At 66.8% G+C, this 26,360-nt stretch carries 26 protein-coding genes; 13 read left to right on the plus strand and 13 right to left on the minus strand.

The genetic code is table 11. The features are described from left to right. The 3 genes from A5658_RS08380 to A5658_RS08390 all read left to right on the plus strand — a co-directional run. Positions 1-611, plus strand: a 611-nt coding sequence (locus tag A5658_RS08380) for an alanine and proline-rich secreted protein Apa (protein WP_231997249.1), incomplete at its 5' end; no start/stop codon positions are given. Between the two features lie 101 nt (positions 612-712). Beyond that, positions 713-982, plus strand: coding sequence for a GlsB/YeaQ/YmgE family stress response membrane protein (locus tag A5658_RS08385; protein ID WP_067333032.1), 270 nt, complete (start codon positions 713-715; stop codon positions 980-982). Positions 983-990: 8 nt separating this feature from the next. Further along, entirely contained in the window at positions 991-1,992 is a 1,002-nt protein-coding gene (locus tag A5658_RS08390; RefSeq protein WP_067333033.1) for a zinc-binding alcohol dehydrogenase family protein, read from the plus strand. 3 nt (positions 1,993-1,995) lie between these two features. Here the strand turns inward: A5658_RS08390 and A5658_RS08395 are convergent, their stop codons facing one another. Both A5658_RS08395 and A5658_RS08400 read right to left on the minus strand, forming a co-directional pair. Beyond that, positions 1,996-2,760 (minus strand): CPBP family intramembrane glutamic endopeptidase, encoded by a 765-nt coding sequence (locus tag A5658_RS08395; RefSeq protein WP_067333034.1) that lies wholly within the window; start codon positions 2,758-2,760, stop codon positions 1,996-1,998. Positions 2,761-2,782: 22 nt separating this feature from the next. Beyond that, positions 2,783-5,146 carry a phosphoketolase gene (locus tag A5658_RS08400; protein ID WP_067333035.1) on the minus strand — a complete coding sequence of 788 codons (2,364 nt, stop codon included), beginning with the start codon at positions 5,144-5,146 and terminating at the stop codon, positions 2,783-2,785. An 86-nt stretch (positions 5,147-5,232) separates the two neighbouring features. Between A5658_RS08400 and A5658_RS08405 the strand changes: the two genes are divergently transcribed. The 3 genes from A5658_RS08405 to A5658_RS08415 all read left to right on the plus strand — a co-directional run bounded on the left by A5658_RS08405 (position 5,233) and on the right by A5658_RS08415 (position 11,291). Then, positions 5,233-7,632, plus strand: a complete 2,400-nt coding sequence (locus tag A5658_RS08405) for a CaiB/BaiF CoA-transferase family protein (protein ID WP_067333036.1) — start codon at positions 5,233-5,235, stop codon at positions 7,630-7,632. Further along, positions 7,632-9,113, plus strand: a complete 1,482-nt coding sequence (locus tag A5658_RS08410) for an acetyl-CoA acetyltransferase (protein ID WP_067333037.1) — start codon at positions 7,632-7,634, stop codon at positions 9,111-9,113. The genes A5658_RS08405 and A5658_RS08410 overlap by 1 nt, the downstream gene beginning before the upstream one ends. 87 nt (positions 9,114-9,200) lie before the next feature. Then, positions 9,201-11,291 carry an NAD-dependent epimerase/dehydratase family protein gene (locus A5658_RS08415; RefSeq protein ID WP_067333038.1) on the plus strand — a complete coding sequence of 697 codons (2,091 nt, stop codon included), beginning with the start codon at positions 9,201-9,203 and terminating at the stop codon, positions 11,289-11,291. Here the strand turns inward: A5658_RS08415 and A5658_RS08420 are convergent. The 5 genes from A5658_RS08420 to lon form a co-directional block, all read right to left on the minus strand. Beyond that, the gene (locus tag A5658_RS08420) at positions 11,284-12,516 is read right to left on the minus strand and encodes an NAD(P)/FAD-dependent oxidoreductase (RefSeq protein ID WP_067333039.1); all 1,233 of its coding nucleotides are present in this window, start codon (positions 12,514-12,516) and stop codon (positions 11,284-11,286) included. The genes A5658_RS08415 and A5658_RS08420 overlap by 8 nt on opposite strands. A gap of 19 nt (positions 12,517-12,535) precedes the next feature. Continuing rightward, positions 12,536-13,282, minus strand: coding sequence for a DUF72 domain-containing protein (locus A5658_RS08425; RefSeq protein WP_067333040.1), 747 nt, complete (start codon positions 13,280-13,282; stop codon positions 12,536-12,538). 8 nt (positions 13,283-13,290) lie between these two features. Next, entirely contained in the window at positions 13,291-13,926 is a 636-nt protein-coding gene (locus A5658_RS08430; protein WP_067333041.1) for an endonuclease, read from the minus strand. 42 nt (positions 13,927-13,968) lie between these two features. Further along, positions 13,969-14,301, minus strand: coding sequence for a TfoX/Sxy family protein (locus A5658_RS08435; RefSeq protein WP_067333042.1), 333 nt, complete (start codon positions 14,299-14,301; stop codon positions 13,969-13,971). 111 nt (positions 14,302-14,412) lie between these two features. Continuing rightward, entirely contained in the window at positions 14,413-16,734 is a 2,322-nt protein-coding gene (gene lon, locus A5658_RS08440; RefSeq protein ID WP_067333043.1) for an endopeptidase La, read from the minus strand. Positions 16,735-16,878: 144 nt separating this feature from the next. Here lon and A5658_RS08445 point away from each other — a divergent pair, with 144 nt between their 5' ends. Then, positions 16,879-17,487 carry a hypothetical protein gene (locus A5658_RS08445; protein WP_067333044.1) on the plus strand — a complete coding sequence of 203 codons (609 nt, stop codon included), beginning with the start codon at positions 16,879-16,881 and terminating at the stop codon, positions 17,485-17,487. Here A5658_RS08445 and A5658_RS08450 read toward each other — a convergent pair. After that, complete coding sequence (locus A5658_RS08450) at positions 17,468-18,700, minus strand: alpha-hydroxy acid oxidase (RefSeq protein WP_067333096.1); 1,233 nt, start codon at positions 18,698-18,700, stop codon at positions 17,468-17,470. The two genes, A5658_RS08445 and A5658_RS08450, sit on opposite strands and share 20 nt — an antisense overlap. Positions 18,701-18,733: 33 nt before the next feature. On the opposite strand from A5658_RS08450, the gene A5658_RS08455 reads away from it, so the two are divergent. Continuing rightward, complete coding sequence (locus A5658_RS08455; RefSeq protein ID WP_067333045.1) at positions 18,734-19,165, plus strand: DUF1810 domain-containing protein; 432 nt, start codon at positions 18,734-18,736, stop codon at positions 19,163-19,165. Here the strand turns inward: A5658_RS08455 and A5658_RS08460 are convergent. From A5658_RS08460 to A5658_RS08475, 4 genes are read right to left on the minus strand one after another with little or no spacing between them, the layout of a single operon-like run. Continuing rightward, a complete protein-coding gene (locus tag A5658_RS08460) occupies positions 19,162-20,460 on the minus strand; it encodes an alpha-amylase family protein (protein WP_067333046.1) in 1,299 nt (432 codons plus the stop codon). The genes A5658_RS08455 and A5658_RS08460 overlap by 4 nt on opposite strands. Continuing rightward, positions 20,457-20,936, minus strand: a complete 480-nt coding sequence (locus A5658_RS08465; protein WP_067333047.1) for a nucleoside deaminase — start codon at positions 20,934-20,936, stop codon at positions 20,457-20,459. Before A5658_RS08465 ends, A5658_RS08460 begins: the two co-directional genes overlap by 4 nt. Before the next feature lie 24 nt (positions 20,937-20,960). After that, positions 20,961-21,497, minus strand: a complete 537-nt coding sequence (locus A5658_RS08470) for an alkyl hydroperoxide reductase (protein ID WP_067333048.1) — start codon at positions 21,495-21,497, stop codon at positions 20,961-20,963. 27 nt (positions 21,498-21,524) lie between these two features. Beyond that, on the minus strand, positions 21,525-22,112 hold the full coding sequence (locus A5658_RS08475; RefSeq protein WP_067333049.1) for a peroxiredoxin: 588 nt from the start codon (positions 22,110-22,112) through the stop codon (positions 21,525-21,527). Between the two features lie 104 nt (positions 22,113-22,216). On the opposite strand from A5658_RS08475, the gene A5658_RS08480 reads away from it, so the two are divergent. From A5658_RS08480 to A5658_RS08495, 4 genes are read left to right on the plus strand one after another with little or no spacing between them, the layout of a single operon-like run. Then, complete coding sequence (locus A5658_RS08480; RefSeq protein ID WP_067333050.1) at positions 22,217-23,152, plus strand: hydrogen peroxide-inducible genes activator; 936 nt, start codon at positions 22,217-22,219, stop codon at positions 23,150-23,152. A 52-nt stretch (positions 23,153-23,204) separates the two neighbouring features. Further along, complete coding sequence (locus tag A5658_RS08485; RefSeq protein WP_067333051.1) at positions 23,205-23,837, plus strand: PaaI family thioesterase; 633 nt, start codon at positions 23,205-23,207, stop codon at positions 23,835-23,837. Between the two features lie 9 nt (positions 23,838-23,846). Further along, a complete protein-coding gene (locus tag A5658_RS08490; RefSeq protein ID WP_067333052.1) occupies positions 23,847-24,545 on the plus strand; it encodes an EthD domain-containing protein in 699 nt (232 codons plus the stop codon). A 9-nt stretch (positions 24,546-24,554) separates the two neighbouring features. After that, positions 24,555-25,313 carry an enoyl-CoA hydratase/isomerase family protein gene (locus tag A5658_RS08495; protein WP_067333053.1) on the plus strand — a complete coding sequence of 253 codons (759 nt, stop codon included), beginning with the start codon at positions 24,555-24,557 and terminating at the stop codon, positions 25,311-25,313. A gap of 3 nt (positions 25,314-25,316) precedes the next feature. Here the strand turns inward: A5658_RS08495 and A5658_RS08500 are convergent, their stop codons facing one another. Continuing rightward, entirely contained in the window at positions 25,317-25,499 is a 183-nt protein-coding gene (locus A5658_RS08500; RefSeq protein ID WP_067333054.1) for a bacterioferritin-associated ferredoxin, read from the minus strand. Between the two features lie 353 nt (positions 25,500-25,852). Between A5658_RS08500 and bfr the strand changes: the two genes are divergently transcribed. Further along, positions 25,853-26,350, plus strand: coding sequence for a bacterioferritin (gene bfr, locus A5658_RS08505; protein WP_067333097.1), 498 nt, complete (start codon positions 25,853-25,855; stop codon positions 26,348-26,350). Positions 26,351-26,360: the final 10 nt, after the last annotated feature.

Genomic DNA, 26,360 nt, shown 5'->3' on the forward strand with positions numbered 1-26,360 from the left:
AGCCGCCGCCGGTCGCCAACGACACCCGGGTGGTGCTCGGCAAGTTGGACCAGAAGCTGTATGCCAGCGCGGAAGCCGACGACGCCAAGGCCGCGGCCCGACTGGCATCCGACATGGGTGAGTTCTTCATGCCCTATCCCGGCACCCGATTGAACCAGGAGACGATTCCGCTGGGCGCCAACGGCGCGGCAGGGGGAGCGTCGTACTACGAGGTGAAGTTCAGCGACACCACCAAACCCAACGGCCAGATCTGGGCCGGCGTGGTCAGTCCACCGGAGCCGGCGGGTGCGGCGGCCCAGCGCTGGTTCGTGGTGTGGCTGGGCACCGGCAACAACCCCGTGGACAAGGTGGGCGCGAAGGCGCTGGCCGAGTCGGTCCGTCCGCTGGTCGCCGCGCCCGGGCCCGCACCCGTACCCGGCGCGCCAGCGCCACCGGCTCCTGCTCCGGCAGCACCCCCGCCGGCTCCGGGCGCGCCCGCTCCGCCGCCTCCTCCGGCAGCACCCTCACCGCCGGCGCCGGCAGCGCCTCCGCCGGCGCCACCGGCACCCGCCCCGGGACAGCCGGCCGGCGGGAACGGCGCGGCGTCGGCACCCGGCGCCGTTTCGACCTAGCCGCGGCCTGCCGGACGCGCGAATAATTGCGCTGCCGCGGGTATACGCGGTCCGGGTCCAGCAGCGGGCTGGCCACACATCAATACGGGTAGGAGCCGGTCATGATTCTGCACATCATCTGGATGCTCATCCTCGGCCTGATCGTCGGCCTCGTCGCACGACTGATTGTCCCCGGCAGCCAGCCGTTGGGCTTGATCGCAACGTCTCTGCTTGGCATCGTCGGCGCCTACGTGGGCGGCACACTGGGCAGCGTCGTCTTTCCGCCGCACAAGTTCACGGTCACCCCGCCGATCAACCATTCCTTCTTGGGTGCGCTGGTCGGTGCCGTGCTGCTGTTGTTCATCTACAAGACAGCCAGGTCGCGCACCTGACGACCACGATGCACGCGTGGCAGGTCGCGCGCCCGGGCCCGGTCGGCACCGGGCCTCTCGAGTACGTCAGCACGGACGTTCCGCGACCCGGCCCGGGCGAGCTGTTGGTCGCCGTGCGCGCCTGCGGGGTATGCCGCACCGACCTGCATGTCACCGAAGGCGACCTGCCGGTGCATCGGAAGCGGGTGACGCCGGGACATGAAGTGGTGGGCGAGGTCGTCGACGTCGGCACCGACGCCGGAGGCCAGTTTCGCGTCGGAGACCGAGTCGGGATCGCCTGGCTGCGCCACACCTGCGGGGCCTGCACCTACTGCCGACGCGGTGACGAAAACCTCTGTCCGAATTCCCGCTACACGGGATGGGACGCCGACGGCGGATACGCCGAATTCACCACGGTCCCCGCGGCTTACGCTCACCACTTGCCGGACGGTTACAGCGACAGCGAACTGGCGCCGCTGCTGTGTGCCGGCATCATCGGCTACCGGTCGTTGCAGCGCGCGGCGCTACCGCCCGGTGGCCGATTGGGGCTCTACGGGTTCGGTGGCAGCGCGCACATCACCGCGCAGGTGGCCTTGGCGCAGGGCGCCGAGGTGCACGTGATGACGCGAGGCGTCGCAGCCCAGCAGCTGGCCCTCGATCTGGGCGCGGCCTCGGCGCAGGAGGCCTCCGACCCGCCACCGGTAAAGCTTGACGCCGCAATCCTGTTCGCGCCGGTGGGAGATCTGGTGCTGCCGGCGCTGGAGGCGCTGGACCGGGGCGGCACGCTGGCGATCGCGGGAATCCATCTCAGCGACATCCCCGCGCTGAACTACCAGCGTCACTTGTTCCAGGAGCGCCAGATTCGCTCGGTGACCGCGAACACCCGCGCCGACGCGCGGGCGTTCCTCGACTTCGTCGCCGAGCATCACGTCACGGTGACAACGCCGGAATATTCACTGAGCCAAGCGGATCGGGCATTGTCGGATCTCAGCGCCGGACGCATCTCGGGGGCGGCGGTGCTGCTCGTGTAGGTGTCAGCTGGACAGCTGCCAGACCAGCGCTGCCGCCAGCGCTCCCAATCCGTTGAGCGACCAGTGCAACGCGATCGGCGCGAGCAGGCTGCCGCTGCGTCGTCGCAGCCAGCTGAACACAAAACCGGCGGCGCCCGTGGCGACCACCGCCATCACCACCCCGGCCAGCATGCCCACAACGCCGCCGCCGAACAGTCGGGTGAAGCCGACGTTGCTGCTTGTCAACCCGAGCGAGGTGGCGACGTGCCAGAGCCCGAACAGCAACGACCCGGCCAGCGCGACCCCGCGAAAACCCCAGGCACGATTCAACGCACCGTGCAGGACGCCGCGGAACGCCAGCTCCTCGGGAATGACAGTCTGCAGCGGAATGATGATCATCGAGGCGAGCAGCGCGCCCGAGATCGTCGCGTAGTGGTGGTTCATGAACATCGGCCGGGTCAGCGGCAGCAGCGCGCCGACCGCGATCACCGTCACCACCAACGCGACCGCGCCGACGGCGTAGGCGGCCCCGGATTTCCAGTGCTCGCGGCCGAGTCCGAGTTCGGCCCAACCGAGGCCATTCACCCGCAACCAGGCCACCAGCCCGATCGCCGCCAGCGGCACCGTCACGACGCTCGCCCACGGCGTCGTGAAGTGTGCGATCAGGTTGGTCACTGCCAGCACGACCACGACAACGGCGACGTCGACCTGAATGCGGAAGTGGTGCAGCGCCGAGAGCTGCGCGAGCAGCGGATGCGGTTCGGCCGCGGCGCTCTCGTAGCCAGACATCTCACTAGGCTACCGGCGCGCGTCAGTCGTTTCCCCAAACCCAGCCAGAGATGTGCGGGTCGTCCTCGCCGTGCTCGCGGGTGTACCGGCGCGCGGCGAGTCGGGCGTCGGCCATCCGCTGACGGAACACCGCGGCCCGCCCCGCCAGGCCGTCGACGCGGTCGACGACATCCATCACCAGGTGGAAGCGGTCCAGATCGTTGAGCATGACCATGTCGAACGGTGTCGTGGTGGTGCCCCGTTCTTTGAAGCCGCGGACGTGGATGTGATCGTGGTTGGCGCGGGTGTAGGTCAACCGGTGAATCAACCAGGGATATCCGTGATACGCAAAGATCACCGGTATGCCGACGCCGAACAGTGCGTCGAACTCGTTGTCCGGCAAGCCATGTGGGTGTTCGGTGTCAGGAAGTAGCCGCATCAGGTCGACGACGTTGACCACCCGCACGGCCAGGTCGGGCAGCTCGCGGCGCAGGATGTCGGCGGCCGCCAGCGTCTCCTGGGTCGGGATGTCGCCGGCACACGCCAGCACCACGTCGGGCTCGCCGGTCGCGGTGCTCGCCCACTGCCAGATGCCCAACCCGCGGGTGCAGTGCGCGACCGCGGATTCCATGTCGAGGTAGGCCAGTGCGGGCTGTTTGCCGGCCACGATGACGTTCACGTAGTCGCGACTGCGGAGGCAGTGGTCGGCCACCGAGAGCAGCGTGTTGCCGTCCGGCGGCAGATACACACGGGTGATCTCGGCACGCTTGTTGGCGACGAGATCGATGAAGCCGGGATCCTGGTGGGTGGCCCCGTTGTGGTCTTGGCGCCAGACATGGCTGCTCAGCAGGTAATTGAGCGATGCGATCGGCTGCCGCCACGGCAGTTCGCGACTGGTGGCCAGCCATTTCGCGTGCTGGTTGAGCATCGAGTCGACGATGTGCACGAATGCCTCGTAGCAGTTGAACAGGCCGTGCCGACCGGTCAGCAGGTAACCCTCGAGCCAGCCTTGGCATAGATGTTCGGACAGTACTTCCATCACTCGGCCCGAGGGCGAGAGGTTTTCATCGACCGGCAGCGTCTCCGACATCCACACCTTGTCCGTCGACTCGTAGACCGCGTCGAGTCTGTTTGAGGCGGTCTCGTCGGGACCCATCAGGCGGAACCGGTCGGGGTTGCGTGCGATGACGTCGCGCAGGAATGTGCCCAGCACCCGGGTCGCCTCGTGGGTAGTGGTGCCAGGCTCCGGGACGGCTACCGCGTAATCGCGGAAATCGGGCAGGTCCAAGTCATGAAGCAACAGGCCGCCGTTGGCGTGTGGGTTGGCACTCATCCGCCGCGTGCCGGTCGGCGCCAGCGCCCGCAGCTCCGCGCGCAGTCGCCCGTCGTCGTCGAACAATTCCTCTGGCCGGTAGCTTCGCAGCCAGTCTTCGAGCTGTGTGCGGTGAGCGGGGTTGTCGCGTGTCTCGGAGAGCGGTACCTGGTGGGCCCGCCAGGTGCCCTCGACCTGCTTGCCGTCGACCTCGTGGGGCCCGGTCCAGCCTTTCGGGGTACGCAGCACGATCATCGGCCACACCGGTCGTTCGGTGCCGGCGCCGCCGCGGGCGTGCCGCTGAATGGCCGCAATGTCGTCGAAGGCGTCGTCCAGCGCGGCCGCGAGCTGTTGGTGCACACCCGCCGGATCGTCTCCGGCGACCGTGATCGGCCGGTATCCGTAGCCACGCAGCATTGACTCGAGTTCGGTGTGCGGGATGCGGGCCAGCACGGTCGGGTTCGCGATCTTGTAGCCGTTGAGATGCAGGATCGGCAACACCGCGCCGTCGGTGACCGGATCGAGGAACTTGTTGGAGTGCCAGCTCGCGGCAAGTGGCCCGGTCTCGGCTTCGCCGTCGCCGACGACGCAGGCCACCACCAAATCGGGGTTGTCGAATGCCGCGCCGAACGCGTGCACCAGCGAATAGCCGAGTTCTCCGCCCTCATGGATCGAACCCGGCGTCTGTGCTGCGACGTGGCTGGGGATCCCGCCGGGAAAGGAGAACTGCCGGAACAACTTTCGTAGCCCGTCGCTGTCCTCTTCGATGCCGGTGTACACCTCGCTGTAGGTGCCCTCGAGATAGGCGTTGGCCACCAGCCCCGGACCGCCATGGCCCGGCCCGGTGATGAAGATGACGTTCGCATCGCGGTGACGGATTACGCGGTTCAGGTGGGCGTAGATCAGGTTCAGGCCCGGCGTGGTGCCCCAGTGACCCAGCAGTCGCGGCTTGACGTGTTCGGTTCTCAGTGGCTCGCGCAGCAGCGCGTTGTCGAGAAGGTAAATCTGCCCCACGGACAGATAGTTCGCGGCCCGCCAGTACGCGTGGATGCCGGCGCATTCGTCTTTGGACAGCGTCGCCCTCGTCAAGCCCATCCATCCAATTGTGCGCACACTCGGTGGATCGCGCAGAAGGCCAAGGCAGGTGGGGGAACTTGACACCTGCCAACTACGCTGACCTGATGCCTGACGACCTGCTTGCGTCGCTGCGGGTGCTCGACCTTTGCGACGACGACGGCGACGCGGTCACCCGACTGCTGGCCGACCTGGGCGCCGACGTGCTGAAGGTGGAGCCGCCGGGCGGCAGCCCGTCGCGCACCAGCCGGCCGACGCTGCGCGGCACCGGCGTCCGCTTCGCGCTGCACAACGCGAACAAGCGCAGCACCGTGCTGGACCCGTCCGACCCGCACGACCGCGAGCGGCTGGTCGCGCTGGCCGCCAGCGCCGACATCGTCGTCGACAGCGGGACCCCCGGCCAGGCCGCGGCCTACGGGACCTCCTGCGAAGAGTTGGCCGACCGATTTCCACACCTGGTTGCGCTGTCGGTGACCGACTTCGGCAGGACCGGGCCGCTGGCGTCGTGGCGGGCCACCGACCCGGTCCTCTACGCGCTCTCGGGGGCGCTGGCCAGGTCCGGCCCCACCACCGGCACGCCGGTTTCACCGCCGAACGGCATTGCCTCGGCCACCGCCGCCGTCCAGGCCGCATGGTCGGCACTGGTCGCGTACTACAACAGATTACGCTGTGGCACAGGCGATTACATCGACTTCTCACGATTCGAGTCCGTCGTGATGGCACTCGATCCAGCGTTCGGGGCGCACGGGCAGGCCGCCGCGGGTATTCGGCATCCGGACCGGTGGCGTGGACGCCCGAAGAACCAGGACGCCTATCCGATCTACGCGTGCCAGGACGGCTACGTTCGGTTGTGCGTGATGTCGCCGCGACAGTGGCATGGGCTGCGCCGGTGGCTGGGGGAGCCCGAAGAATTCCAGGACCCCAAGTACGACGTGATCGCCGCGCGATTCAAGGCGTGGCCGCAGATCGGCCTGCTGGTTCAGCAGCTGTTCGCCGACCAGACGATGAAAGCGCTTGTCGCCGAAGGACAGTCGCACGGAGTCCCGATATCCGCCGTGCTGGATCCCGCCCAGATTCTGGCGTCCGAGCACTTCCAGGCGGTGGACGCCGTGACCGACGCCGAACTGGTGCCGGGCGTGCGCACCACGATCCCGACCGGCTACTACTCGGTCAACGGTCGTCACATCGGGTTTCGCGTGCCCGCGCCGCCAGCCGGGGACCACGACGCCCGTTGGACCGCGGACCCGGCGACGATCGCAGCGCCCGCCAGGTCCGGCCCGCGTCCGTTCGACGGGCTGCGCATCGTCGACCTCGGCATCATCGTCGCCGGCGGTGAACTCAGCCGGCTCTTCGGCGACCTGGGCGCCGAGGTCATCAAGGTCGAAAGTCCGGCCTACCCGGACGGACTGCGCCAGGCGCGCATCGGCGACCCGATGAGCGAGTCGTTCGCCTGGACACATCGCAACAATCTAGCGTTCGGCGTGGACCTGCGTAGCGAGGCGGGCCGGCAGGTGTTCAGCGGGCTGGTGGCCGATGCGGATGCGGTGTTCGCCAACTTCAAGCCGGGAACGCTTGCCGCGCTGGGCTTTCCGTACGACACGTTGCACTCGCTGAATCCGCGTGTGGTGCTGGCCGAAAGCAGCGCGTTTGGTGACCGCGGGCCGTGGAGCAACCGGCTGGGCTATGGCCCGCTGGTGCGCGCGACCGCGGGGGTCAGCAAGCTGTGGACCGACCCGTATTCGCACAACGACTCCGGGTCGCGGCACCGCTTCTACGACGCGACAACGGTATTCCCCGATCACGTGGTCGGCCGGATCACGGCGATCGGCGCGCTCGCCGCGCTGATCCACCGCGACCGGACCGGCGGCGGCGCGCGCGTGCATGTCTCGCAAGCGGAGGCGGTGGTCAATCAGCTCGACGCGCGTTACGTCACCGATGCCGCGCGCGCCGACGACGGCGCCCAACTGGACGACGACACCAGCGTCCACGAGGTGTTCCCGTGTGCCGGCGACGACGAGTGGTGTGTGATCTCGATCCGCACCGACGACGACTGGCTCTCAGCCAGAACGATTTTCGGGTTCGCCGACGATCCGCGGTTCGCGACCGGCGAGGCACGGCTGGCACATCGCGGCGAGCTCGTCGCTCTGGTGTCGGGGTGGACGCGTGAGCGCGGCCCGCGGCAGGTAGCCGAGGCTCTGCAGGCCGCCGGTGTGCCCGCCGGGCAGATGAATCGCCCACCCGACGTACTGGAAGACGCGCAACTGCGCGAGCGAAAGTTGTTCAGCGACATGACTCATCCGCTGTTCGACAACGTCCTGCCGGCCGAGACCGGCCCGGCCCCGTTTCGGCACATCCCGCCGGCACCGCAGCGGCCCGCGCCGCTGCCCGGGCAGGACACCCGTGAAATCTGCCTCAAGGTCCTCGGCATGAGCAGCGAGGAAACCGAGCGCCTGATCAACGACGGGGTGCTGTTCGCATCCACCGACACCGCGGAAGGCCCTGCTTGATGCCCGTCCACCCCAGAACGCCTGTGCTGGTCGCCCACGGCCAGGTCAACCATCGCGAGCCCGCCCAGGACAACACGCTCGAACCGGTCGACCTGATGGCCGCGGCGGCACGCGAAGCCGCCCGCGCGCGCGTTCTCGAAGCCGTCGACTCGATCCGGGTGGTCAACCTGCTGTCGGTGTACTACCGCGACCCCGCACTGCTGCTCGGCCAACGCCTCGGCATCGAAGACTTCACCACCCGCTACAGCGGCATCGGGGGCAACGTCCCTCAGACGCTGGTCAACCGGGCGTGCGTGGACATCCAGCGGGGGAGCGCCGACGTAGTGCTGGTCGCCGGTGCGGAGATGTGGCGGACCCGGACTCAGTTGCGCGCCGCGGGGCAGCGGCTGACGTGCACCGCGCAGGACGACTCGATCCCGCAGCCCGAGGGCAGCAACGACAACGTGCCGATGGCCGGGGATTCGGAGATCCGCATCAAGCTGGACCGCCCGGCCTACATCTACCCGATGTTCGAGCAGGCGCTGCGCGTCAGCACCGGGGAATCGGTCGACGACCACCGCAAACGCATCAGCGAGTTGTGGGCACGATTCAACGAGGTCGCGGTGCGGAATCCGCATGCCTGGATCCGCAAACCCGTTACAGCCGAGGAGATTTCGCAGCCGGGCCTGACGAACCGGATGATCAGCTGGCCCTATACCAAACTCATGAACTCCAACAACATGGTCGACCAGGGCGCCGCGCTGATCTTGACGTCGGTCGAAGCCGCCACCCGGCTGGGCATCCCGACCGAGCAGTGGGTGTACCCGTACGCCGGCACCGATGCGCATGACACGTACTCGATCAGCGAGCGGGCCGAACTGCACCGGTCGCCGGCCATCCGGATCGGCGGCGCCCGAGCGCTGGAGCTGGCGGGGTTCGGCATCGACGACATGAACTACGTCGACCTGTACTCCTGCTTCCCGTCCGCCGTCCAGGTCGCGGCCCACGAACTCGGACTGCCGCCCGACGATCCGGCCCGGCCGCTGACCGTGACGGGCGGACTGACGTTCGCCGGTGGTCCCTGGAACAACTACGTCACGCATTCCATCGCGACGATGGCCCAACTGCTGACCGAGCATCCCGGCCGCCACGGGCTCGTCACGGCCAACGGCGGCTACCTGACAAAGCACAGCTTTGGGGTATACGGCACTGAGCCACCGAAATCCGAATTCCGTTGGGAGGATGTGCAATCCGCGGTTGACCGCGAGCCGACCCGCACCGCCGCGGTGACATGGGACGGGGTGGGCACGGTTGAGGCCTGGACGACACCGTTCGATCGGGAGGGTCAGCCCGAGAGGGCGTTCCTGGCGGTTCGCACCCCCGACGAGCGTCGCACGCTGGCGTTGATCGCCGACCCCGACGCGGCGGCTGCGACCGTGCAGGAAGACATTGGCGGCGCCGAGGTCAAGGTCGCTGGTGACGGTTCCGCCACATTGCAATGAGTTAACAGGGGTAGCTGAAAGCTACCCGCGACCGCTCGGCGCGACTATTGTCTTTCATTCAACTAGACGCCGTGGAGGTGCTCGGGCGTGCGGATTCTGCTGACCGGCGTCACCGGCACGCTAGGGCGCGCCCTGGCCCGGCAATTGGTTGCCGCCGGCCATGCGGTCGCCGGCATCGCGGCTCACCCCCACGCGAACCTGCATCCCGACGTCGACTATGTGCGGGCCTCACTCGCGGATTCGGTGCTGCAACAGCTGGCCGACTCGGCCGATGTGGTGCTGCACGTCGCTCCGGTCGAACCCGACGCACCCGGTAGCGCGGGGATCGACGGCCTCGTCCGGGTGGCACACGCGTCGGCGCGTGCAGGAGCCCGATTGATCTACGTGTCCGCCGCGGCCGGTGAACCGACTCTCTGCGAGCAGGCCGAGACCCTGGTGGCCAGCGGATGGGCGCCGGGCCTGGTGGTGCGCATCGCTCCGTTGGTGGGTCGCCAGCTCGACTGGATGATCTGCCGAACCATCGGCAGCCTGCTGCACGTCAAGACGACGGCGGAGTCGTTGCGGGTGTTGCACTTCGACGATCTTCTTCGCTTCCTGGTGCTCACTGTCGCGACCAACCGCACCGGAGTGGTTGACCTGGCGAACCCGGATCCGGTCGACGCGGTGGCGGCACGAGACATGTTGCGACCCGTAGACCGCAGGACCTGGCGCGCCCGCCTTTCGGGCTGGCCGCAGCTGATCCCGGATCTCGATGTCGCGGCGACACCCGAAGGGTGGCGGTTCGAATTCGCTTGGTCGACAGCGGATGCCATCGCCGATACGACCCGCGGGCTGGTCGGCCGCAAGCTGACCGCCACCGGCACTATCGAGGTACCCGGACATCTCGCATTACCGGTCGAGGTCGTTCCGCCGATCGAGCCGTGGGATGGGACACCGCTGCGGTCGGCCTCGCCGGACGAGCAGGAAGGCGAATTCGACGATCGGGTCGACCCGCGCTTTCCGGTGTTCGGTGCGGCCCCGCTGGCCGAGACGCTGCCGGGGCCGTTGACCCCGATGACGCTCGACGTCCAGCTGGGTGGCCTACGCGCGGCCGCACGGATGATCAGCCCGGTGATGGCATGTGGCGAAATCGTTGCCGCCGAGTGGGAAAGCAGGTCCATCGCGGTCTTCGGTCACCGCCCCTACGTTGGCGTTTCGGCGACCGTCATCGCGGCGGAGCGGCTCCCCGGCTGGGACGTTGACGAAGTCATCCGAAAGTCGCTGGGCGACACACCGATCGAACTGTTTCCGGCCGGCCGCCCGCCGCAGGGCGGTCGGCTCGGCACTGCCGCCGCAAAAGCCATAGCGGTCAAACGTGCCGTCACGATCCTGCGGCATCTGAAGGCAGATACCCGGGCGTATCTCATGGCCGCGACCGCCGAGCATCTGTCTGCGGCGCAACTGAATTCGCTGTCGGACGCCCAACTACAAGCGCGGGTCCGGCTGCTCCGCGACCGGATTCACCAGGGTTGGGCGCTGACCGGTTTGTGGCTGATCGACAGCGGCGTGACCGCGGCGACCGTGGAACGCCGTGGCGTCCACGTCGCCGTCGCCGGGCTGGGCGAAATGCTGCAAAGCCATGCGGTGGCGGCCAAGACGTCCGCGCTGGCCGCGATGATCCGGCAGAACTTGCAGCTGTGCGCGCGGGCGATCGACGGCGATCTCGACGGCATCAGCGCGCAGTCGCAGACGATCGGGGCGGCCTTTGCGGCGGCGATCAGCGAGATCGGGCACCGCGGTCCGGGGGAGGTCGAATTGGCCAACCTGATGATCGGTGACGATCCGGCGATCCTGCTCGCCGCGGCCGGGCGCGCCGCCACCGAGCTTCCGCGGCCGATCCCGTCGATCGAACCCGACGCGAAGCTGCCCGAACGGCTGGCCGCCAGTGCCCGCGCCTCCCGGGAACTGGCGTACGACACCACCATCAAGTTCACCCACGAGCTACGGATGACATTGCGCGAGTTGGGTTCTCGGCTCGTTGCCGCCGAATTCATCGACGTCGCGGGCGAAATCTTCTACCTCACCTGCGACGAGGCCGTCACCGTGCCTTCCGATGCCCGGCTGCGCGCCAAGCGTCGCCGCGCAGAGCGGGAGCGGCTTCAGGGGTCGCGCCTGCCCGACGTCATCTCGGTCAGCTGACGGCGTCGCTCAGCGGGACTTGCGGGTCGGCCAAGCTGTCCGGGTCCACGGGAGCCTTTTTGCGGATCAAGCTCTTGATGTCGTCGAGAGCGTCCCAGACGTTGACCTGCATGCCGGCCAACACCCGATTCTCGGTGTCCAGCCACAACGCGACGAATTCCCGGGCAGCCTTGTCGCCGCGGAACACCACCCGCTGGTAGCTCGGGGCGTGGCCGGCGTATTCCATACCCAGGTCGTACTGGTCGGTGAAAAAGTATGGCAGCTCCTGGTATTCACCGGGCTCGCCGAGCATGCCGGCGACCGCGACGTCAGGCTGCTTGAGCGCATTGGCCCAGTGCTCGGTGCGTATTCGTTCCTCGAACAGTGGATGCTCGGCGGCGGCGATGTCGCCGACCGCGTAGATGTCGGGGTTGCCCGAACACAACGACGCATCGACGAGCACCCCGCCGTCTGCCGTCGGAAGACCGGCCCGCTCGGCCAGTTCGATATTGGGCTGAGCACCGACGGCGACTAGTACGCGGTCGGCGGCGACGGTCGACCCGTCGCCCAGTTTCAGGCCGGTGGCTTTGCCGTCCTCGGTGGTGATCGCCTTGACTTCGGTCTCCAGGCGCAGGTCCACTCCGTGGTCGCGATGCAGTTGGGCGAACACCTTGCCAACTTCCTGGCCGACCGCGGCGCTCAGCGGAACCTTCGCGGTCTCAACGACAGTCACGTCCACGCCGCGTTGACGCGCGCTCGCCGCGACCTCCAACCCGATCCAGCCGGCTCCGACGATCGCCAACGACGTCCCCTCTTTGAGGGCGGTGTCCAGGTTGGCCGCGTCGTCGTACTTGCGCAGGTAATGGACACCGGTGGAATCGGCGCCAGGAATGGTCAACCATCGCGGGCGTGATCCGGTGGCGAGCAGCAGCTTGTCGTAGTGGACGCTACTGTCGTCGGACAACGCGACGGTGTGAGCGGCCGGATCGATCGCGACGGCCGCGGTGTCGGTGCGCAGTTCAATCTTGTTCGTGCGGTACCACTCTGAGTCGTGCACGGTGAAATCGCCGAGCGACTTCTTGCCGGCCAGAAACTCTTTCGATAGCGGCGGTCGCTCGTAGGGCAGGTACTCCTCGTCGGCGAGCAGCACGACTTTTCCGCCGAAGCCTTTGTCCCTCAGCGCCTCAGCGGCCTTGGCGCCGCCCAGCCCACCACCGACGATGACGAATGTTTTTGAGTCAGCCACGATCGCTCCTATCTGTCGACTACCTACTACCAGTGACGCGTGCGGGCAACATGTCCACTAGGACGCGTGTGTTCCGCACCGCGTGGCCGCCTAGGTCATTGTTGAAGTAGACCAACACGTCTCGGCCTTCGCTGTCCCACTTGATAATTCGCGCTGCCCATGTCTCGAGATCTTCTCGCGAGTAGGACCCGCTGTACAGGTCGTCTGAGGCGGGTCCGTGCATGCGGACGTAGACCAAATCGGAGGTCGCCACGGGAACGCACCGCATGCCCGCGCCGCTGGTCACGACGTAGGCTGCGCGGTGCTTTTCCAGCAGCGCATAGACCCCGGGATCGTCCCAGGACGGATGCCGTAGCTCCATGGCGATCCGGATATGCTGCGGCACGCGTGCCAGAAAGGCATCGAGGCGTTCGTCGTCGCGGGCCTGCTCGGGGTGGAGTTGGACCAGCACGGCGCCGCGGCGACCGTCGAGCAGCTCCCAGCAGCGTTCGAAGCGCTCGATCCACGGCTCCGGGGCGTTCAGCCGGCGGTAGTGGCTCAGGCCACGGTGCGCCTTGACCGACATCGCGAAGCCATCCGGCAGTTCGGTTCGCCATTTCAGGAACGTCGAATCCTTCGGCCAGCGATAGAAGCTGGCGTTGAGTTCCACGGTGTCGAATTCCTCGACATAAAGGCGGAGGCGTCGCGCGGCCGGCAGTTTCGGTGGATACAGCACTCCGGCCCAGTGGTCGTAGGACCAACCCGACGTGCCAATTCGCACAGTCACCGGACTACTCAACCGGCGACTTGCCGGCGCACGTCGTCATCGAGGGATGCCCGTACCAGCGCCGCGGCCAGTCTGGCATTAGCCCTCGGCGCAAGCGCGCCAAGCTTTTCCGGGTCGCCCGGCAGGCCAAGAGCCTTGGCGGTTCGTGTGGCACGCTTGTCGAAGTGCGGCCGGACCCATGTCCAGACATCCTGGACTTCGCGGAGGAATATGTCGGCTCCGGTGTCGCCAATTCCCTTGAACTGCTTCAACATTTGCTTGGCGGCCGCCACGTTGTTGGATGTCCGCCGGGGGATTTCTCGCAAGTCACCGGAGTAGTCGTCGACGACGCGCTGGGCCATCTCGGTAAGCCGGGTCGCCGAGCTCTCGTCGTAGCGCACATAGTGCGCACGACCGAACGCCGCGATCATGGTCTGCCGCTCGGCATCGAGGACGGCCTTCGGTGTCTTGAGGCCGGCGCTGAACAATTCATGCCCGGCCCGCATCGCAATCGCGGCATCGATGGGCTTGCTGGCGAGCATGCACAGCACCAGGAGTTGAAAGAGCGGCATCGGTTTATCGCCGATTCGGACGTCCGCCTCGGCGGCGTATGTCGTCCCGGCGACTTTCAGAAGTCGTCGAACCACGCGCTTGTGCTGGTCCATGGTTGACGGCGTACCCGCACCCGGGGTTCGCAAACGTGGTCGTTACTTGGGTGGCAGTACTTGGGCGAACTCGACGCCGCGCGTCACCCAGGCGGCCAGCTGCCGTTTGGTCTTGATGCCGTCAGCGTCGACGCGGATCCACCCGCGGGCCTCACGACCCGCCATTACCATCGGCTCGACATGGGCTCGCGCCAAGTACTTTTCGGTCTCATCCGGCGGTACCCGTACCAGGATTCCGCCGTCCTTGCTGACGGCCACGGACATGTTGCCGTGGATCAAAAACGCGAGGCCGCCGAACATCGCCTTCTCATCGACGCCGCGGACAGTGCCCAGCAGTTCTCGGATGCGGTCGGCCAGGTGGGTGTCGTAAGCCATGCGCAACGCTAGCGCCGCGGACCGACAGGGCCGACGCCGAACGTGAAACTAGAGTCACGCTCGGCGTCGGCAGTGACGTTGCAGTCACTCCGGGGCGCGGTCTGCGCGTGGTCAGGCGGCGGCGGTCACCGCTTGCGGCGCCGGCTCCAAGGCTTGGGCGACGATCTCGGCGACGTCGGTCATCGGCTTGACGTCCAACGCCTCGAGCACCTCCGCGGGCACATCGTCCAGGTCGGGCTCGTTGCGCTGCGGGATGAACACCGTCTTGAGCCCGGCCCGCTGGGCGGCCAACAGCTTCTGCTTGACGCCGCCGATCGGCAGCACCCGGCCGTTCAGCGTCACCTCGCCGGTCATGCCGACGTCGGCGCGGACCTGCCGTCCGGTGGCCATCGACACCAACGCGGTGACCATCGTGACACCGGCCGACGGGCCATCCTTCGGGACGGCGCCCGCGGGCACGTGCACGTGGATCCGACGGTTGAGCGTCGCGGGGTCGACGCCCAGCTCTGACGCGTGCGAACGCACGTAAGACAGCGCGATCTGAGCCGACTCCTTCATCACGTCGCCCAGCTGACCGGTCAACTGCAGACCCGGTTCACCGTCGTTGGCGCCCGCCTCGATGTAGAGCACGTCACCACCCAACCCGGTCACCGCCAGGCCGGTAGCGACACCCGGCACCGCCGTGCGTTCGGCCGACTCCGGCGTAAAGCGCGGCCGGCCAAGGTAATCCACCAGATCCGGTTCGTCGATCGTCACCGGATCGTTGACCTCGGCCAGCTTCGTGGTCACCTTACGCAGCGCCTTGGCCAGCAGCCGTTCGAACTGACGCATGCCCGGTTCGCGGGTGTAGTCGGCGGCGATCTTGCGCAGCGCATCCTCGGTCACGCTGACCTCGTCGTCGGTCAACCCGGCACGATCACGCTGGCGGGGCAGCAGGAAGTCGCGCGCGATCGCGACCTTGTCGTCCTCGGTGTAGCCGTCGATCTGCACCAGCTCCATCCGGTCCAGCAGCGCCGACGGGATGTTCTCGATCACGTTGGCGGTGGCCAGGAACACCACGTCGGACAAGTCCAGATCCAGGTCCAGGTAGTGGTCGCGGAACGTGTGGTTTTGCGCGGGGTCGAGCACCTCCAGCAGCGCCGCACTGGGGTCGCCCCGGAAGTCGGAGCCGACCTTGTCGATTTCGTCAAGCAGCACAACAGGATTCATCGACCCGGCTTCACCGATGGCACGAACGATCCGGCCGGGCAACGCGCCGACGTAGGTCCGTCGGTGACCGCGGATCTCGGCCTCGTCGCGCACACCACCCAGGGCGACACGGACGAACTTGCGACCCAGCGCGCGGGCGACGCTCTCGCCCAGCGACGTCTTACCGACACCGGGCGGGCCGGCCAGCACCATCACGGCGCCGGAGCCCCGGCCGCCGACCACCTGCAGGCCACGCTGGGCGCGCCGGGCTCGCACCGCCAGGTACTCCACGATGCGGTCCTTGACGTCGTCAAGGCCGTGGTGGTCGGCGTCGAGGATCTCGCGGGCGGCCGAGAGGTCGGTCGAGTCCTCGGTGCGGGCGTTCCACGGCAGGTCGAGCACGGTGTCCAGCCACGTGCGAATCCAGCCGCCTTCGGGGCTCTGGTCGCTGGAGCGTTCCAGCTTGCCGACTTCGCGCAGCGCCGCCTCACGGACCTTGTCCGGCAGCTCGGCCGCTTCCACGCGGGCCCGATAGTCGTCGGATCCTTCGGGCTCGCCTTCGCCCAGTTCCTTGCGGATCGCGTTGAGCTGCTGGCGAAGCAGGAATTCCTTCTGCTGCTTTTCCATGCCCTCGCGGACGTCCTGGGAGATCTTGTCGTTGACCTCGACCTCGGCCAGGTGGTCGCCGGTCCAGTCGATCAGGGCCTGCAGCCGCTCGGTCACGTCCTCGGTCTCCAGCAGCTGGCGCTTCTGGATGTCGGTCAGATACGACGCGTAGCCCGCCATATCCGCCAGCGCCGACGGGTCGGTCAGCTTGTTGACCACGTCGACCAGTTCCCACGCCTCACGACGTTGCAGCATCGCCAGCAGCAGCTTCTTGTATTCGACCGCGAGCGTGCGGGTTTCGTCGGTGGGTTCGCGATCGGCGACCTCGGTAACCTCGACCCACAACGCGGCGCCCGGGCCGCTGGCTCCGGCGCCGATGTGGGCGCGGCGCTCGCCACGGACGACCGCCGCGGTACCGCCGCCGGGGATTCGGCCAACCTGGACGATCGTCGCGAGCACACCGTAGGACGGGTAGCGGTCGTCGAGTCGGGGAGCGATCAGCAGCGTTCCCGACTCGGTGGCGCGAGCGGCGTCGACGGCCGCACGGGCGGCGTCGTCCAACGCGATCGGCACGACCATTCCGGGCAGCACCACCGGGTCGCTGACGAACAACACCGGCACTGATTTGGCTTCAGCCATTATTCCTCCAAAGTTAAGCCTGATGCGCTCAACCTGGACTGAGTCCAATTCATTCCCCGCCCCCGACATACCCCGCGGTGAACCGTGTGAACGGTCGTGCAAAAGTGGCAAAAGTAGTCGATGAGACGCGTAGATTCACATGTCATGTTTCGCGGATACGCGACGCTGATGCAGACGAACCCCCGGGTGAAGTCGGTATTCGGCGGAGCGGTGGCTGCTTCGGTGCTGCTGGTCGCGGCCATCGCGGTGCTGCCCGGCGCGACGAAGTTGCTCGCCGCCGCCGCCATCCTGGTGGGGTTCGTCACGATCTACCCGCGCGCCCTGTCGTGCGCACTGGTACCGCAGCGCGCCCCCGTGGATCTATACGTCGACCAGGACGGCATCTACGCCGACGACGCACCGCTCGCGTTACGCGAGGACATTGAGAACGCCTACATCAGGCCGGCGCTTGACACCGGGACCAGCCACCATGCCCAGCACGGGGGCGCCGCATCGATCAGCCACCACGCGGATCTGCCGTCCTACCCGCTGACGGTCGAGCTCCAAGTCCGCCATCGTGGCCAGGTCAACATCGACCCTGGCGGCCAGGGGCCCGCGGCGGAGATCTTGACCGCGCTCGGTTTTCCCGTCACGACGTGTGCACCCAGGTATCGAGCGCAAACGAACAGCCAGCGAACCACGTCGGTGGTGATGGTCGCTCTGTTCGTGGTCGCCTACGTCAGCTACTACCTGTTCATGTCGACCCATCACTGACCACCGGAACCAGTCGGCGTAACTGGGTGACGTGCTTGGCGGATAGTTCCTCGAGGCAGGTGACGCCCAGCAGTTTCATGGTGCGGACCAATTGCGCGGCGAGGATGTCGACGGCCCGTTGCACGCCGGCCTCGCCGCCGGCCATCAGCCCGTACAGGTAGGCCCGGCCGACCAGGACGCTGCGCGCCCCGAGCGCCACCGCGGCGACAACGTCGGCGCCGGACATCACACCGGTGTCAACCAGGATTTCGGTGTGTTCGCCGAGTTCACGGGCGACGGTCGGCAGCAGATGAAACGGCACCGGGGCCCGATCCAGTTGGCGGCCGCCATGATTGGACAACACGATGCCGTCCACACCGAGATCCACCGCGGCGCGGGCGTCGTCGAGCGTCTGGATGCCCTTGACCACGAGCTTGCCCGGCCACTGCGCCTTGATCCAGGCCAGGTCGTCGAACGTCAGGGTCGGGTCGAACATCGAATCCAGATATTCACCCACGGTGCCGGACCAGCGATCCAGCGATGCGAACGAAAGCGGCTCAGTCGTCAGCAGGTCGAACCACCAGTGGGGCCGCCGCGCGGCGTCGAGTGCGGTCCGCAACGTCAACGCCGGCGGAATCGACATTCCGTTGCGAACGTCGCGCAGGCGGGCGCCGGCGACCGGGACGTCGACGGTGGCCAGCAGGGTGTCGAACCCGGCGTCGGCCGCCCGCTTCACCAACGCCATCGAGCGCTCTCGGTCGCGCCACATGTAAAGCTGAAACCACTTGCGGCCCTGTGGCGCAGCGGCCGCCACGTCCTCGATCGAAGCGGTCCCCAGCGTCGAGAGCGAAAACGGGATGCCGGCCGCGGCGGCGACACGGGCGCCCGCGAGTTCGCCCTCGGTGTGCATCAGCCGGGTGAAGCCCGTCGGGGCAATGGCGAACGGCAGCGCGACCGGACCGCCCAGCACCTGCCAGTCCGTGCGGGCATTGCTCACGTCGCGCAGGATCGTCGGATGAAACTCAATGTCTCGAAAGGCTTGTCGCGCGCGATCCAGCGAGATCTCGTCCTCGGCCGCGCCGTCGGTGTAGTCGAACGCCGCCCGGGGGGTGCGACGCCTGGCCTCGCGCCGCAGATCCTCGATGGTCAGCGCGTCGTCGAGGCGGCGCCGCGCGCGGTCCAACCGCGGCGTGCGGAAACGGATCAGCGGCGCGAGATCACGCGCTCTCGGCATCCGCCGTTTGACCACTGTGCCACCGTAGGTGATATGGAATCCGCAAGCGACCCCTTCGACCTGCAGCGGTTCGTCGCTGCGCAGGCCCGGGTCTACGAGCAGGTGCTCGACGAACTACGGGCCGGCCATAAGCGCAGCCACTGGATCTGGTTTGTGTTCCCGCAGATCGCCGGGCTGGGCAGCAGCGCCACCGCGGCCCGATATGCGATCGCCTCACTGGACGAGGCGCGCGCCTACCTTCGCCACGACCTGCTCGGACCGCGGCTGCATGAGTGCACGCGGCTGGTCAACGCCGTGCAAGGCCGATCGATCGGCGAAATCTTCGGCTCGCCTGACGACATGAAAGTGCGGTCGTCGATGACCCTGTTCGTCCACGCGACCGACGACAACAGCGATTTCGTCGAGTTGCTGGCCCGCTACTACGACGGCGAAGAAGACCCGCTGACTTTGCAGCGGCTGGTTTAGGCCGGTCGCAGAATGCGCCAGCCGTCCGGCTCGACGGTCAGCTTATGGACCACCTCCTGCGGCGGCGCCCCGCTGCCGGCGATCACCTCCGCCGCACCGGAGTCCAACCGCACGGTCATGGGCTTGTCGTCGATATTGAGCGCAACGGTCAACGCCTGATCGCCACGGCTGGTCCGGTACACATATTGCCGATTGTCGAGCTTCAGCGCCGATGTCGACGCGCCGTGCAGCCACGGGTGCCGTCGCCGCAGACCGACCAGGTACTGGTGCAGCGACCACGTCTGGACACCACGCTCATCGAGTGGGGCAGGGGGAGAGCCGAATTCGGGCCGCACCGCGTCGTCGCCGCCGAATCGTTCCTCTTTGACGCCGCGATATCCGAGCTCGTCGCCGGCGTAGATGCTAGGGACGCCGCCGACGGTCATCAGAATGACCAGGGCATGGGCGAGATGCTCGGGACGCTCGAGTTGGCTTGCGATACGGGTGACGTCGTGATTGCCGATAAAGGTCAGCGGCGCAAAGGTTTCCAAGAATTTGCTGTGCCGCTGCAGGGCATGATCCAGTTCGAAGAAGTTGCCGTCGTTGAGGCCACTCCAGATCGCTTTCCACAACTCGTACTGGGTGGCCGAGTCGAATCCGGTGTCACGCACCACTGCGGCGTAGTCACCGTGAATCAGCTCGCCGACAAACCAGGCATCCGGGTGCGACTGACGGACCCGCGGTAACACCGCATTCCAGAAATGCTGCGGCACAGCGTAAGCCGCATCCAGCCGCCAACCGTCAGCCCCCCGATTCAGCCAGTGCGCCATCACGTCGGCGGTGTAGTCGACGACCTCGGGGTTGTCGTGGTTGAGCGTGATCAGGCCGTCGTGGCCCTCGAAGGTATGGAATTGGCCCACTCGCCCGCGAAACCAGCGCGCGGCCGCGTCGTCATTGACCGCCTCGCGGTAACGCGGAAACTCGGTGCCGACGTGGTTGAACACCCCGTCCAGCAGCACCCGTAACCCGCGCCGGCGGGCCTCGGCGATCAGGTGGTCGAAGTCGTCGTCGTCGCCGAGGCGCGGGTCGATGCGGTAGTGATCGGTGGTGTCGTATCCATGGCTGCGTGAGGCGAAGATCGGCCCGAGCGCGATTCCGGAAGCGCCCAACTCGATCGCGTGGTCGAACCAGTCGACCAGGCGCCGCAGTCGATGCTCGTGAGCATCCGGGGGCGCCGCGGCCGGAAACGCGCCCACGAAACCGAGCGGGTACGCGTGCCACCAGATCACATGCTCGACCCAGCCGGACGCGGTCATCGCCGGTACCTGGCTTCGTACAGCGCTCTCATCTCCTCGTCGAGTTCGGGTACCGGGCCATCGACCACCGCGCGTGGCACCACCGTGGTGATCGGCATCATCGCCACCGGCAGGGCCGGCGCATGCCATTCGGTCAGCAACTTCGCCAGCTGTTCGTTCGACGTCGCGTACACGATGCGCCCCAGACCCGCCCAGGCATGCGCGGCCGCGCACATCGGGCAGTGCTCGCACGACGTGTACAAGGTGGCGCGAATGCGTTGCACCGGAGCCATGTTCGCGACCGCCCACCGGATGACGCCCAGCTCGGCATGCAACGTCTGGTCGCGATCGGTGACGCGGTTGTGGTCCTCGTACAACACCCGCCCGTCGGCGCCCACCAGCACCGCACCGAAGGGACCGTGTCCGGCTTCCAGTGCGGTGCGGGCAAGCTCGACGCAGCGTTGCAGCTGCTGCCGATCGACGTCGGTGACGACCACAAGCCCGGAGTCTACGGGCGAGGGCTATCCGGCGGTCGCCAGCGTTTGCGCGGTGGTGATCGCCTGGGCGACGCCGGCGACGATCGCCGCCGCCTTCAGCGCCTCCAGAATCGCCTCGCGGTCGACGCCCGCCTCACGTAAGGCGTGCTCGTGCGCGGTCACGCAGTGTTCACAGCCGTTGATCGACGAGACGGCGAACGACCACAACTCGAAGTTCGCCTTGGCCACGCCTGGGTTGCCGATGATGTTCATCCGCAACCCCGGGCGCAGGTCGTCGTATTTGCCGTCCAGGAAGCCGCGGCCCCGATAGAACACGTTGTTCATGCCCATGATCGACGCGGCGCCCAGTGCCGCCTGGTAGGCCTCGGCCGACAACTCGTCGGCCGCCTCGGCACCAATCTCGGCCAGCACCTGGGTGTTTCGCGTCGCGGCGGCGCTTGCCAGCAACGTGCCCCATAGCTGTTCGGTGTCGAGCACGGTGCTACGGCTGATCGAGCCGAGGTTGAGCTTGAGGTCCTTGGCGTACTCGGGCAATGACTCCTTGAGGTTTTCGATACTCATGTGCGCGCTTCCTCCGATCAGACTCGATTAAGCCGAGGCCTTCAGTAATTCACCCGCGTCCAGCGTCGGGTCACCCTTGCGCCAGTTGCACGCGCACAGCTCATCGGACTGCAGGGCATCGAGCACACGCAGCACCTCGTCGACGTTGCGGCCCACCGAACCGGCGGTCACCGAGACGAACTGGATTTCGTTGTTCGGGTCGACGATGTACGTGACGCGGTCGGCAACGCCGTCCTTGTTGAGCGCACCGGTGGCCTCGACCAGCTCCCTCTTGATGTCCGAAAGCATCGGGAACGGAAGCTTTTTCAGGTCTTCATGCTGAGCGCGCCACTGGAAGTGCACGAATTCGCTGTCCACCGAAACACCGAGCACCTGGGTGTCGCGGTCGATGAACTCGTCGTTCAGCTTGCCGAAGGCGGCGATTTCGGTGGGGCACACGAAGGTGAAGTCCTTCGGCCAGAAGAAGACGACCCGCCACTTGCCCTCGAAGTCGCCGCTGGAGATCGTGGTGAAGTAGTCTTCGGGCTGTTGCGCGTCGATCTTGGAAAGGTCGCCCCCGATCAACGCCGTCAGCTCGTAGGCCGGGAATTGGTCGCCGATAGTCAGCAGTGCCATGTCGCTCCTCCACTCAAATTGGATTTAGTCAAGATTTTGCTTCTTCCAGCATGCCCGATTCACACTTTGAACAAAAGGTGATCTTTCCCACTATACTGATAGGTATGACCGATAAGAGTTATCAGCCGACGATCGCCGGACTCCGCGCGTTCGTCGCCGTCGCCGAGAAGCAGCACTTCGGTAGCGCCGCAACGACTCTCGGCGTCAGCCAATCGACCTTGTCGCAGGCGCTCTCGGCCCTGGAGACCGGGCTCGGAGTGCAGTTGGTGGAACGCTCTACCCGTCGCGTCTTCCTGACGGCCGAAGGCCACGCGCTATTGCCACAGGCCCAGGTGGTGATCGAGGCGGCGACCGCGTTTACCGCGGCCGCCGCGGGATCGGCCGACCCATTGAACGGCACCATCCGGCTCGGCTTGATTCCGACCGTGGCGCCCTACGTATTGCCGACATTGCTTGCCGGGCTGGACGATCGACTGCCCGGACTGACGCTGCGGGTGATCGAGGACCAGACCGAACGGCTGCTGATCGGGCTGCGTGAGGGCTCAGTCGACGCGGCGCTGATCGCTCTGCCCGCCGAAACCGGCGGCATCGCCGAAATTCCGATCTACGACGAAGATTTCGTGCTGGCGCTGCCACCCGGCCATCCGCTGGCGGGTCGGAAACGTGTGCCGCCCGCCGCGCTGGCCGAGCTACCGTTGCTGCTACTCGACGAGGGACACTGCCTGCGCGATCAGGCCCTGGATGTCTGTCGCAAAGCGGGCGTGCACGCCGAACTGGCGAACACCCGGGCCGCGTCGCTGGCCACCGCCGTGCAGTGCGTCGCGGGCGGGCTGGGCGTGACGTTGATCCCGCAGAGCGCGGTGCCCGTGGAGACCGTGCGCAGTCGCCTGGACCTGGCGTACTTCGCCACGCCGCGGCCCGGCAGGCGGATCGGGTTGGTGTTTCGCTCGTCCAGTGGACGTGAAGGGCCGTACCGCCAACTTGCCGGTCTGATCGGCGAGCTGCTCGCTGGCGACCAGCAAGTACGCCCCGTCAGGTAGCCAGACCCACCCCAGTATCGCGGTCGAAGTGAACGTGTTCTAGTTTCGCTAGATGTTGGACTTCACCCTCGAAGACCTCAGCGCCGAGGACGTCGAACGGCTACGGGCGGTCTACCAGCCTCTCGCGGAGTCGGTTCGGGCGTTGATCGACGCGACGATCAGGACCGAGGTGGACGCCGATACCGTCGCGGCGGCCAAGGCCGAAATCGACTCGGCCACAGCACGTTTGCGCCACCGGCAGACCGAGGGAAGCTTCGGTGTGCGCTATCTGGCCACGGGTGAGCGGATGGCCTGGGGCAACGCCGTCATCGGCATCCGCAATCCGCTCGCGCCGCCGGTGCAGATCCACCGCGACGACTCCGGTGCATCGGTGTGCGACTTCCATCTCGGCGCCGCGTACGAAGGACCTCCCGGTCACGTCCATGGCGGCGTGGCCGCGCTGGTACTGGATCACCTGCTGGGGGAGGCCGCCAGCGACGGCATCAATCCGCGCCTGACCGGCACCATCAACTTCCGCTACGTGCGGGCGACCCGGCTCGGGGACCTGCATGCCGAGGCCCGCATCAGCCGCACCGAGGGCGTGAAGACCTACGCCGTCGGCCACCTCGCCGACGCAGAGGGAGTCACCGTCGAGGCCGAAGGCGTATTCATCCAGCCGCGCTGGGCGCGGGAACCCTCGGAATAGGTTGCGGCCATGGAAAAGGTAGTGACGCTGCTCAGGGCCGCAGACCGCGACGAGGAGTGGTGCCAACGGCAGCGCGGACCGGTCGCCGAGGCCATTCTTCGGCTCGGGGTCCAGGGCCTGACCGTCAACGTCCGAGACCACGCAGTGCGTCATTCACTGATGACGCTGACGACGCTCGACCCGCCGGTCGCCGCGGTGGTGAGCATCTGGACCCAGCAGTGCTACGGCGATCAGATCTCAGCCGCGCTGCGCTTGCTGGAAATGGAGTGCGATCACCTCGCGGCCTACCTGGTCACCGAATCCAACCCGCGTCTGGCGCCGCTCGAACTAGGCCAGCGCACAACGGGTTTGGCTAACATCGCCTTGTTGCGTCGGCCGGCCGAGCTGGATCACGCGACCTGGCTGCAACGCTGGCAGCACGATCACACGTCGGTGGCGATCGAGACGCAATCCACCTTCGGCTACACGCAGAATCCGGTGGTGCGCGCGCTGACGCCGGATGCGCCGCAGCTGGCCGGCATCGTCGAGGAACTGTTCCCGATCGAGGCCGTCACCGACCTGCAGGCGTTCTTCGGCGCCGCCGACGATGCCGACCTGCAGCAGCGGCTGGCCCGAATGGTCGCCAGCACTTCGGCTTTCGGCGCCAACGAGAACATCGACACGGTGCCGACCAGTCGCTACGTGCTCAAGACACCCTTCAACGGTTGAGGAGACCCGGTGATACTCCAGATCGATGACGAAAACCGGGTCCGCACCCTCACGCTGAACCGGCCCGACGCGCTCAACGCGTTCAACGAGGCGCTCTACCAAGCGACCGCCGAGGCGTTGCACCAGGCTGCCGAGGATCCCGACGTCGCCGTGGTGCTGCTGACCGGAGCCGGACGCGCATTCAGTGCCGGCAACGACCTCAAAGAGATGCAGGCCCGCATCACCGATCCCGCAATGGCCAACCAAGGCTCACATTTCACCACGATGATCGACGCCCTGACCCGGTTTCCCAAGCCACTGATCTGCGCGGTCAACGGCGTCGGTGTCGGCATCGGTACCACCATTCTGGGTTACGCGGACCTGGCATTCATGTCGTCGACGGCCCGGCTGAAATGTCCGTTCACCAGCCTGGGCGTGGCACCGGAGGCGGCGTCGTCGTATCTGCTGCCGCGGTTGATCGGCCGGCAGAACGCGGCCTGGATGCTGATGTCCTCGGAGTGGGTGAGCGCGCAGCAGGCGCTGACCATGGGGATGGTCTGGAAGGTGTGCGAACCCGACGAGTTGCTTGCCGAGGCGCGCGGGCATGCCGAAATCCTGGCCTCGCGGTCGATTCCAAGCCTGATCGCTGTCAAGCAGTCGATGGTCGAGCCCACTCTGCCGCACATCGCCGCGGCGACGGAGCGCGAAAATGCGCATTTCGCAGAGCTTTTGGGCGGTCAGGCGAACGCGGCGGCGCTGGCGGATTTCACCGCCAAGCGGGGGAGTTGACCACTAGCTCCCGGTGGGTTGCAGCTGAGCCGCGGCCTCGATGATCGCCCGTACCGTGCGCCGGCAACGGCCGCAGTCCAGGCCGGCGCCGCATCTCGCGGCGACCTCCTTGGAGGTTGACGCGCCGTCGGCCACCGCATCGGAGACGGTCTGGCTGGTGACACCTTCGCAGAGGCAGACGTACACGAGAACCTCCCGCCTTCGAGTCTCCGACAACCGACCGGACTACGTATTAGCCGAGTCTAACCTAACTAGGTTCGTAAAGGCTAACCTAACTTCGGGCCGTGGGGGCGTCGAGTCCGGGTTGCCCGAGCCAATCCGTATGTCTGATGCCCGGGAAATCGATTCGATCGGGCGCAGACATCTGTGCCGGGCATGCTCCGGCGGATTTGTGGGCACCGGCCGAAATCGCCGTCAGCAATGGTTTGGCTTAGTTAGGGAATGCTGTCCGAAGTGAGTATTACCTTCGGTGACAAGGGTTTTGACCTGCGGTAGCGTGACTCCGACATGCGCTGCGGCGATCTAGACGAGGAGTAATGGTGCAAGGCGACCCCGAGGTTTTACGTCTACTCAATGAGCAATTGACCAGCGAGCTCACCGCAATCAATCAGTATTTTCTGCACTCTAAAATGCAAGAGAATTGGGGATTCACCGAGCTGGCCGGCCACACCCGCGCCGAATCGTTCGACGAGATGCGCCACGCCGAGGCGATCACCGACCGGATCCTGCTGCTGGACGGGCTGCCGAACTACCAGCGCCTCTTCTCGCTGCGCATCGGCCAGACCCTGCGCGAACAGTTCGAAGCCGACCTGGCGATCGAGTACGAGGTGCTCAACCGCCTCAAGCCCGGCGTCATCATGTGCCGCGAGAAGCAGGACTCGACCAGCGCCTTCCTGCTCGAAGGCATCATCGCCGACGAGGAAAACCACGTCGATTACCTGGAGACCCAGCTGCAGCTGATGGACAAGCTCGGCGAGGAGCTGTATTCGGCTCAGTGCGTCTCGCGTCCGCCGACGACGGGTCAAGCCGGAGACTGACGGGTATAGC

This window comes from Mycobacterium sp. 1245111.1, assembly GCF_001673405.1.
Taxonomy (GTDB): Bacteria; Actinomycetota; Actinomycetes; order Mycobacteriales; family Mycobacteriaceae; genus Mycobacterium.

Excerpts from the sequence above, each read along its gene's own strand:
- A5658_RS08385 (WP_067333032.1), top strand. The coding sequence starts at position 713 with ATGATTCTGCACATCATCTGGATGCTCATCCTCGGCCTGATCGTCGGC.
- A5658_RS08390 (WP_067333033.1), top strand. The coding sequence starts at position 991 with ATGCACGCGTGGCAGGTCGCGCGCCCGGGCCCGGTCGGCACCGGGCCT.
- A5658_RS08395 (WP_067333034.1), bottom strand. The coding sequence starts at position 2,760 with ATGTCTGGCTACGAGAGCGCCGCGGCCGAACCGCATCCGCTGCTCGCG.
- A5658_RS08400 (WP_067333035.1), bottom strand. The coding sequence starts at position 5,146 with ATGGGCTTGACGAGGGCGACGCTGTCCAAAGACGAATGCGCCGGCATC.
- A5658_RS08405 (WP_067333036.1), top strand. The coding sequence starts at position 5,233 with ATGCCTGACGACCTGCTTGCGTCGCTGCGGGTGCTCGACCTTTGCGAC.
- A5658_RS08410 (WP_067333037.1), top strand. The coding sequence starts at position 7,632 with ATGCCCGTCCACCCCAGAACGCCTGTGCTGGTCGCCCACGGCCAGGTC.
- A5658_RS08430 (WP_067333041.1), bottom strand. The coding sequence starts at position 13,926 with ATGGACCAGCACAAGCGCGTGGTTCGACGACTTCTGAAAGTCGCCGGG.
- A5658_RS08435 (WP_067333042.1), bottom strand. The coding sequence starts at position 14,301 with ATGGCTTACGACACCCACCTGGCCGACCGCATCCGAGAACTGCTGGGC.
- lon (WP_067333043.1), bottom strand. The coding sequence starts at position 16,734 with ATGGCTGAAGCCAAATCAGTGCCGGTGTTGTTCGTCAGCGACCCGGTG.
- A5658_RS08445 (WP_067333044.1), top strand. The coding sequence starts at position 16,879 with ATGTTTCGCGGATACGCGACGCTGATGCAGACGAACCCCCGGGTGAAG.
- A5658_RS08450 (WP_067333096.1), bottom strand. The coding sequence starts at position 18,700 with ATGCCGAGAGCGCGTGATCTCGCGCCGCTGATCCGTTTCCGCACGCCG.
- A5658_RS08455 (WP_067333045.1), top strand. The coding sequence starts at position 18,734 with ATGGAATCCGCAAGCGACCCCTTCGACCTGCAGCGGTTCGTCGCTGCG.
- A5658_RS08460 (WP_067333046.1), bottom strand. The coding sequence starts at position 20,460 with ATGACCGCGTCCGGCTGGGTCGAGCATGTGATCTGGTGGCACGCGTAC.
- A5658_RS08470 (WP_067333048.1), bottom strand. The coding sequence starts at position 21,497 with ATGAGTATCGAAAACCTCAAGGAGTCATTGCCCGAGTACGCCAAGGAC.
- A5658_RS08475 (WP_067333049.1), bottom strand. The coding sequence starts at position 22,112 with ATGGCACTGCTGACTATCGGCGACCAATTCCCGGCCTACGAGCTGACG.
- A5658_RS08480 (WP_067333050.1), top strand. The coding sequence starts at position 22,217 with ATGACCGATAAGAGTTATCAGCCGACGATCGCCGGACTCCGCGCGTTC.
- A5658_RS08485 (WP_067333051.1), top strand. The coding sequence starts at position 23,205 with ATGTTGGACTTCACCCTCGAAGACCTCAGCGCCGAGGACGTCGAACGG.
- A5658_RS08490 (WP_067333052.1), top strand. The coding sequence starts at position 23,847 with ATGGAAAAGGTAGTGACGCTGCTCAGGGCCGCAGACCGCGACGAGGAG.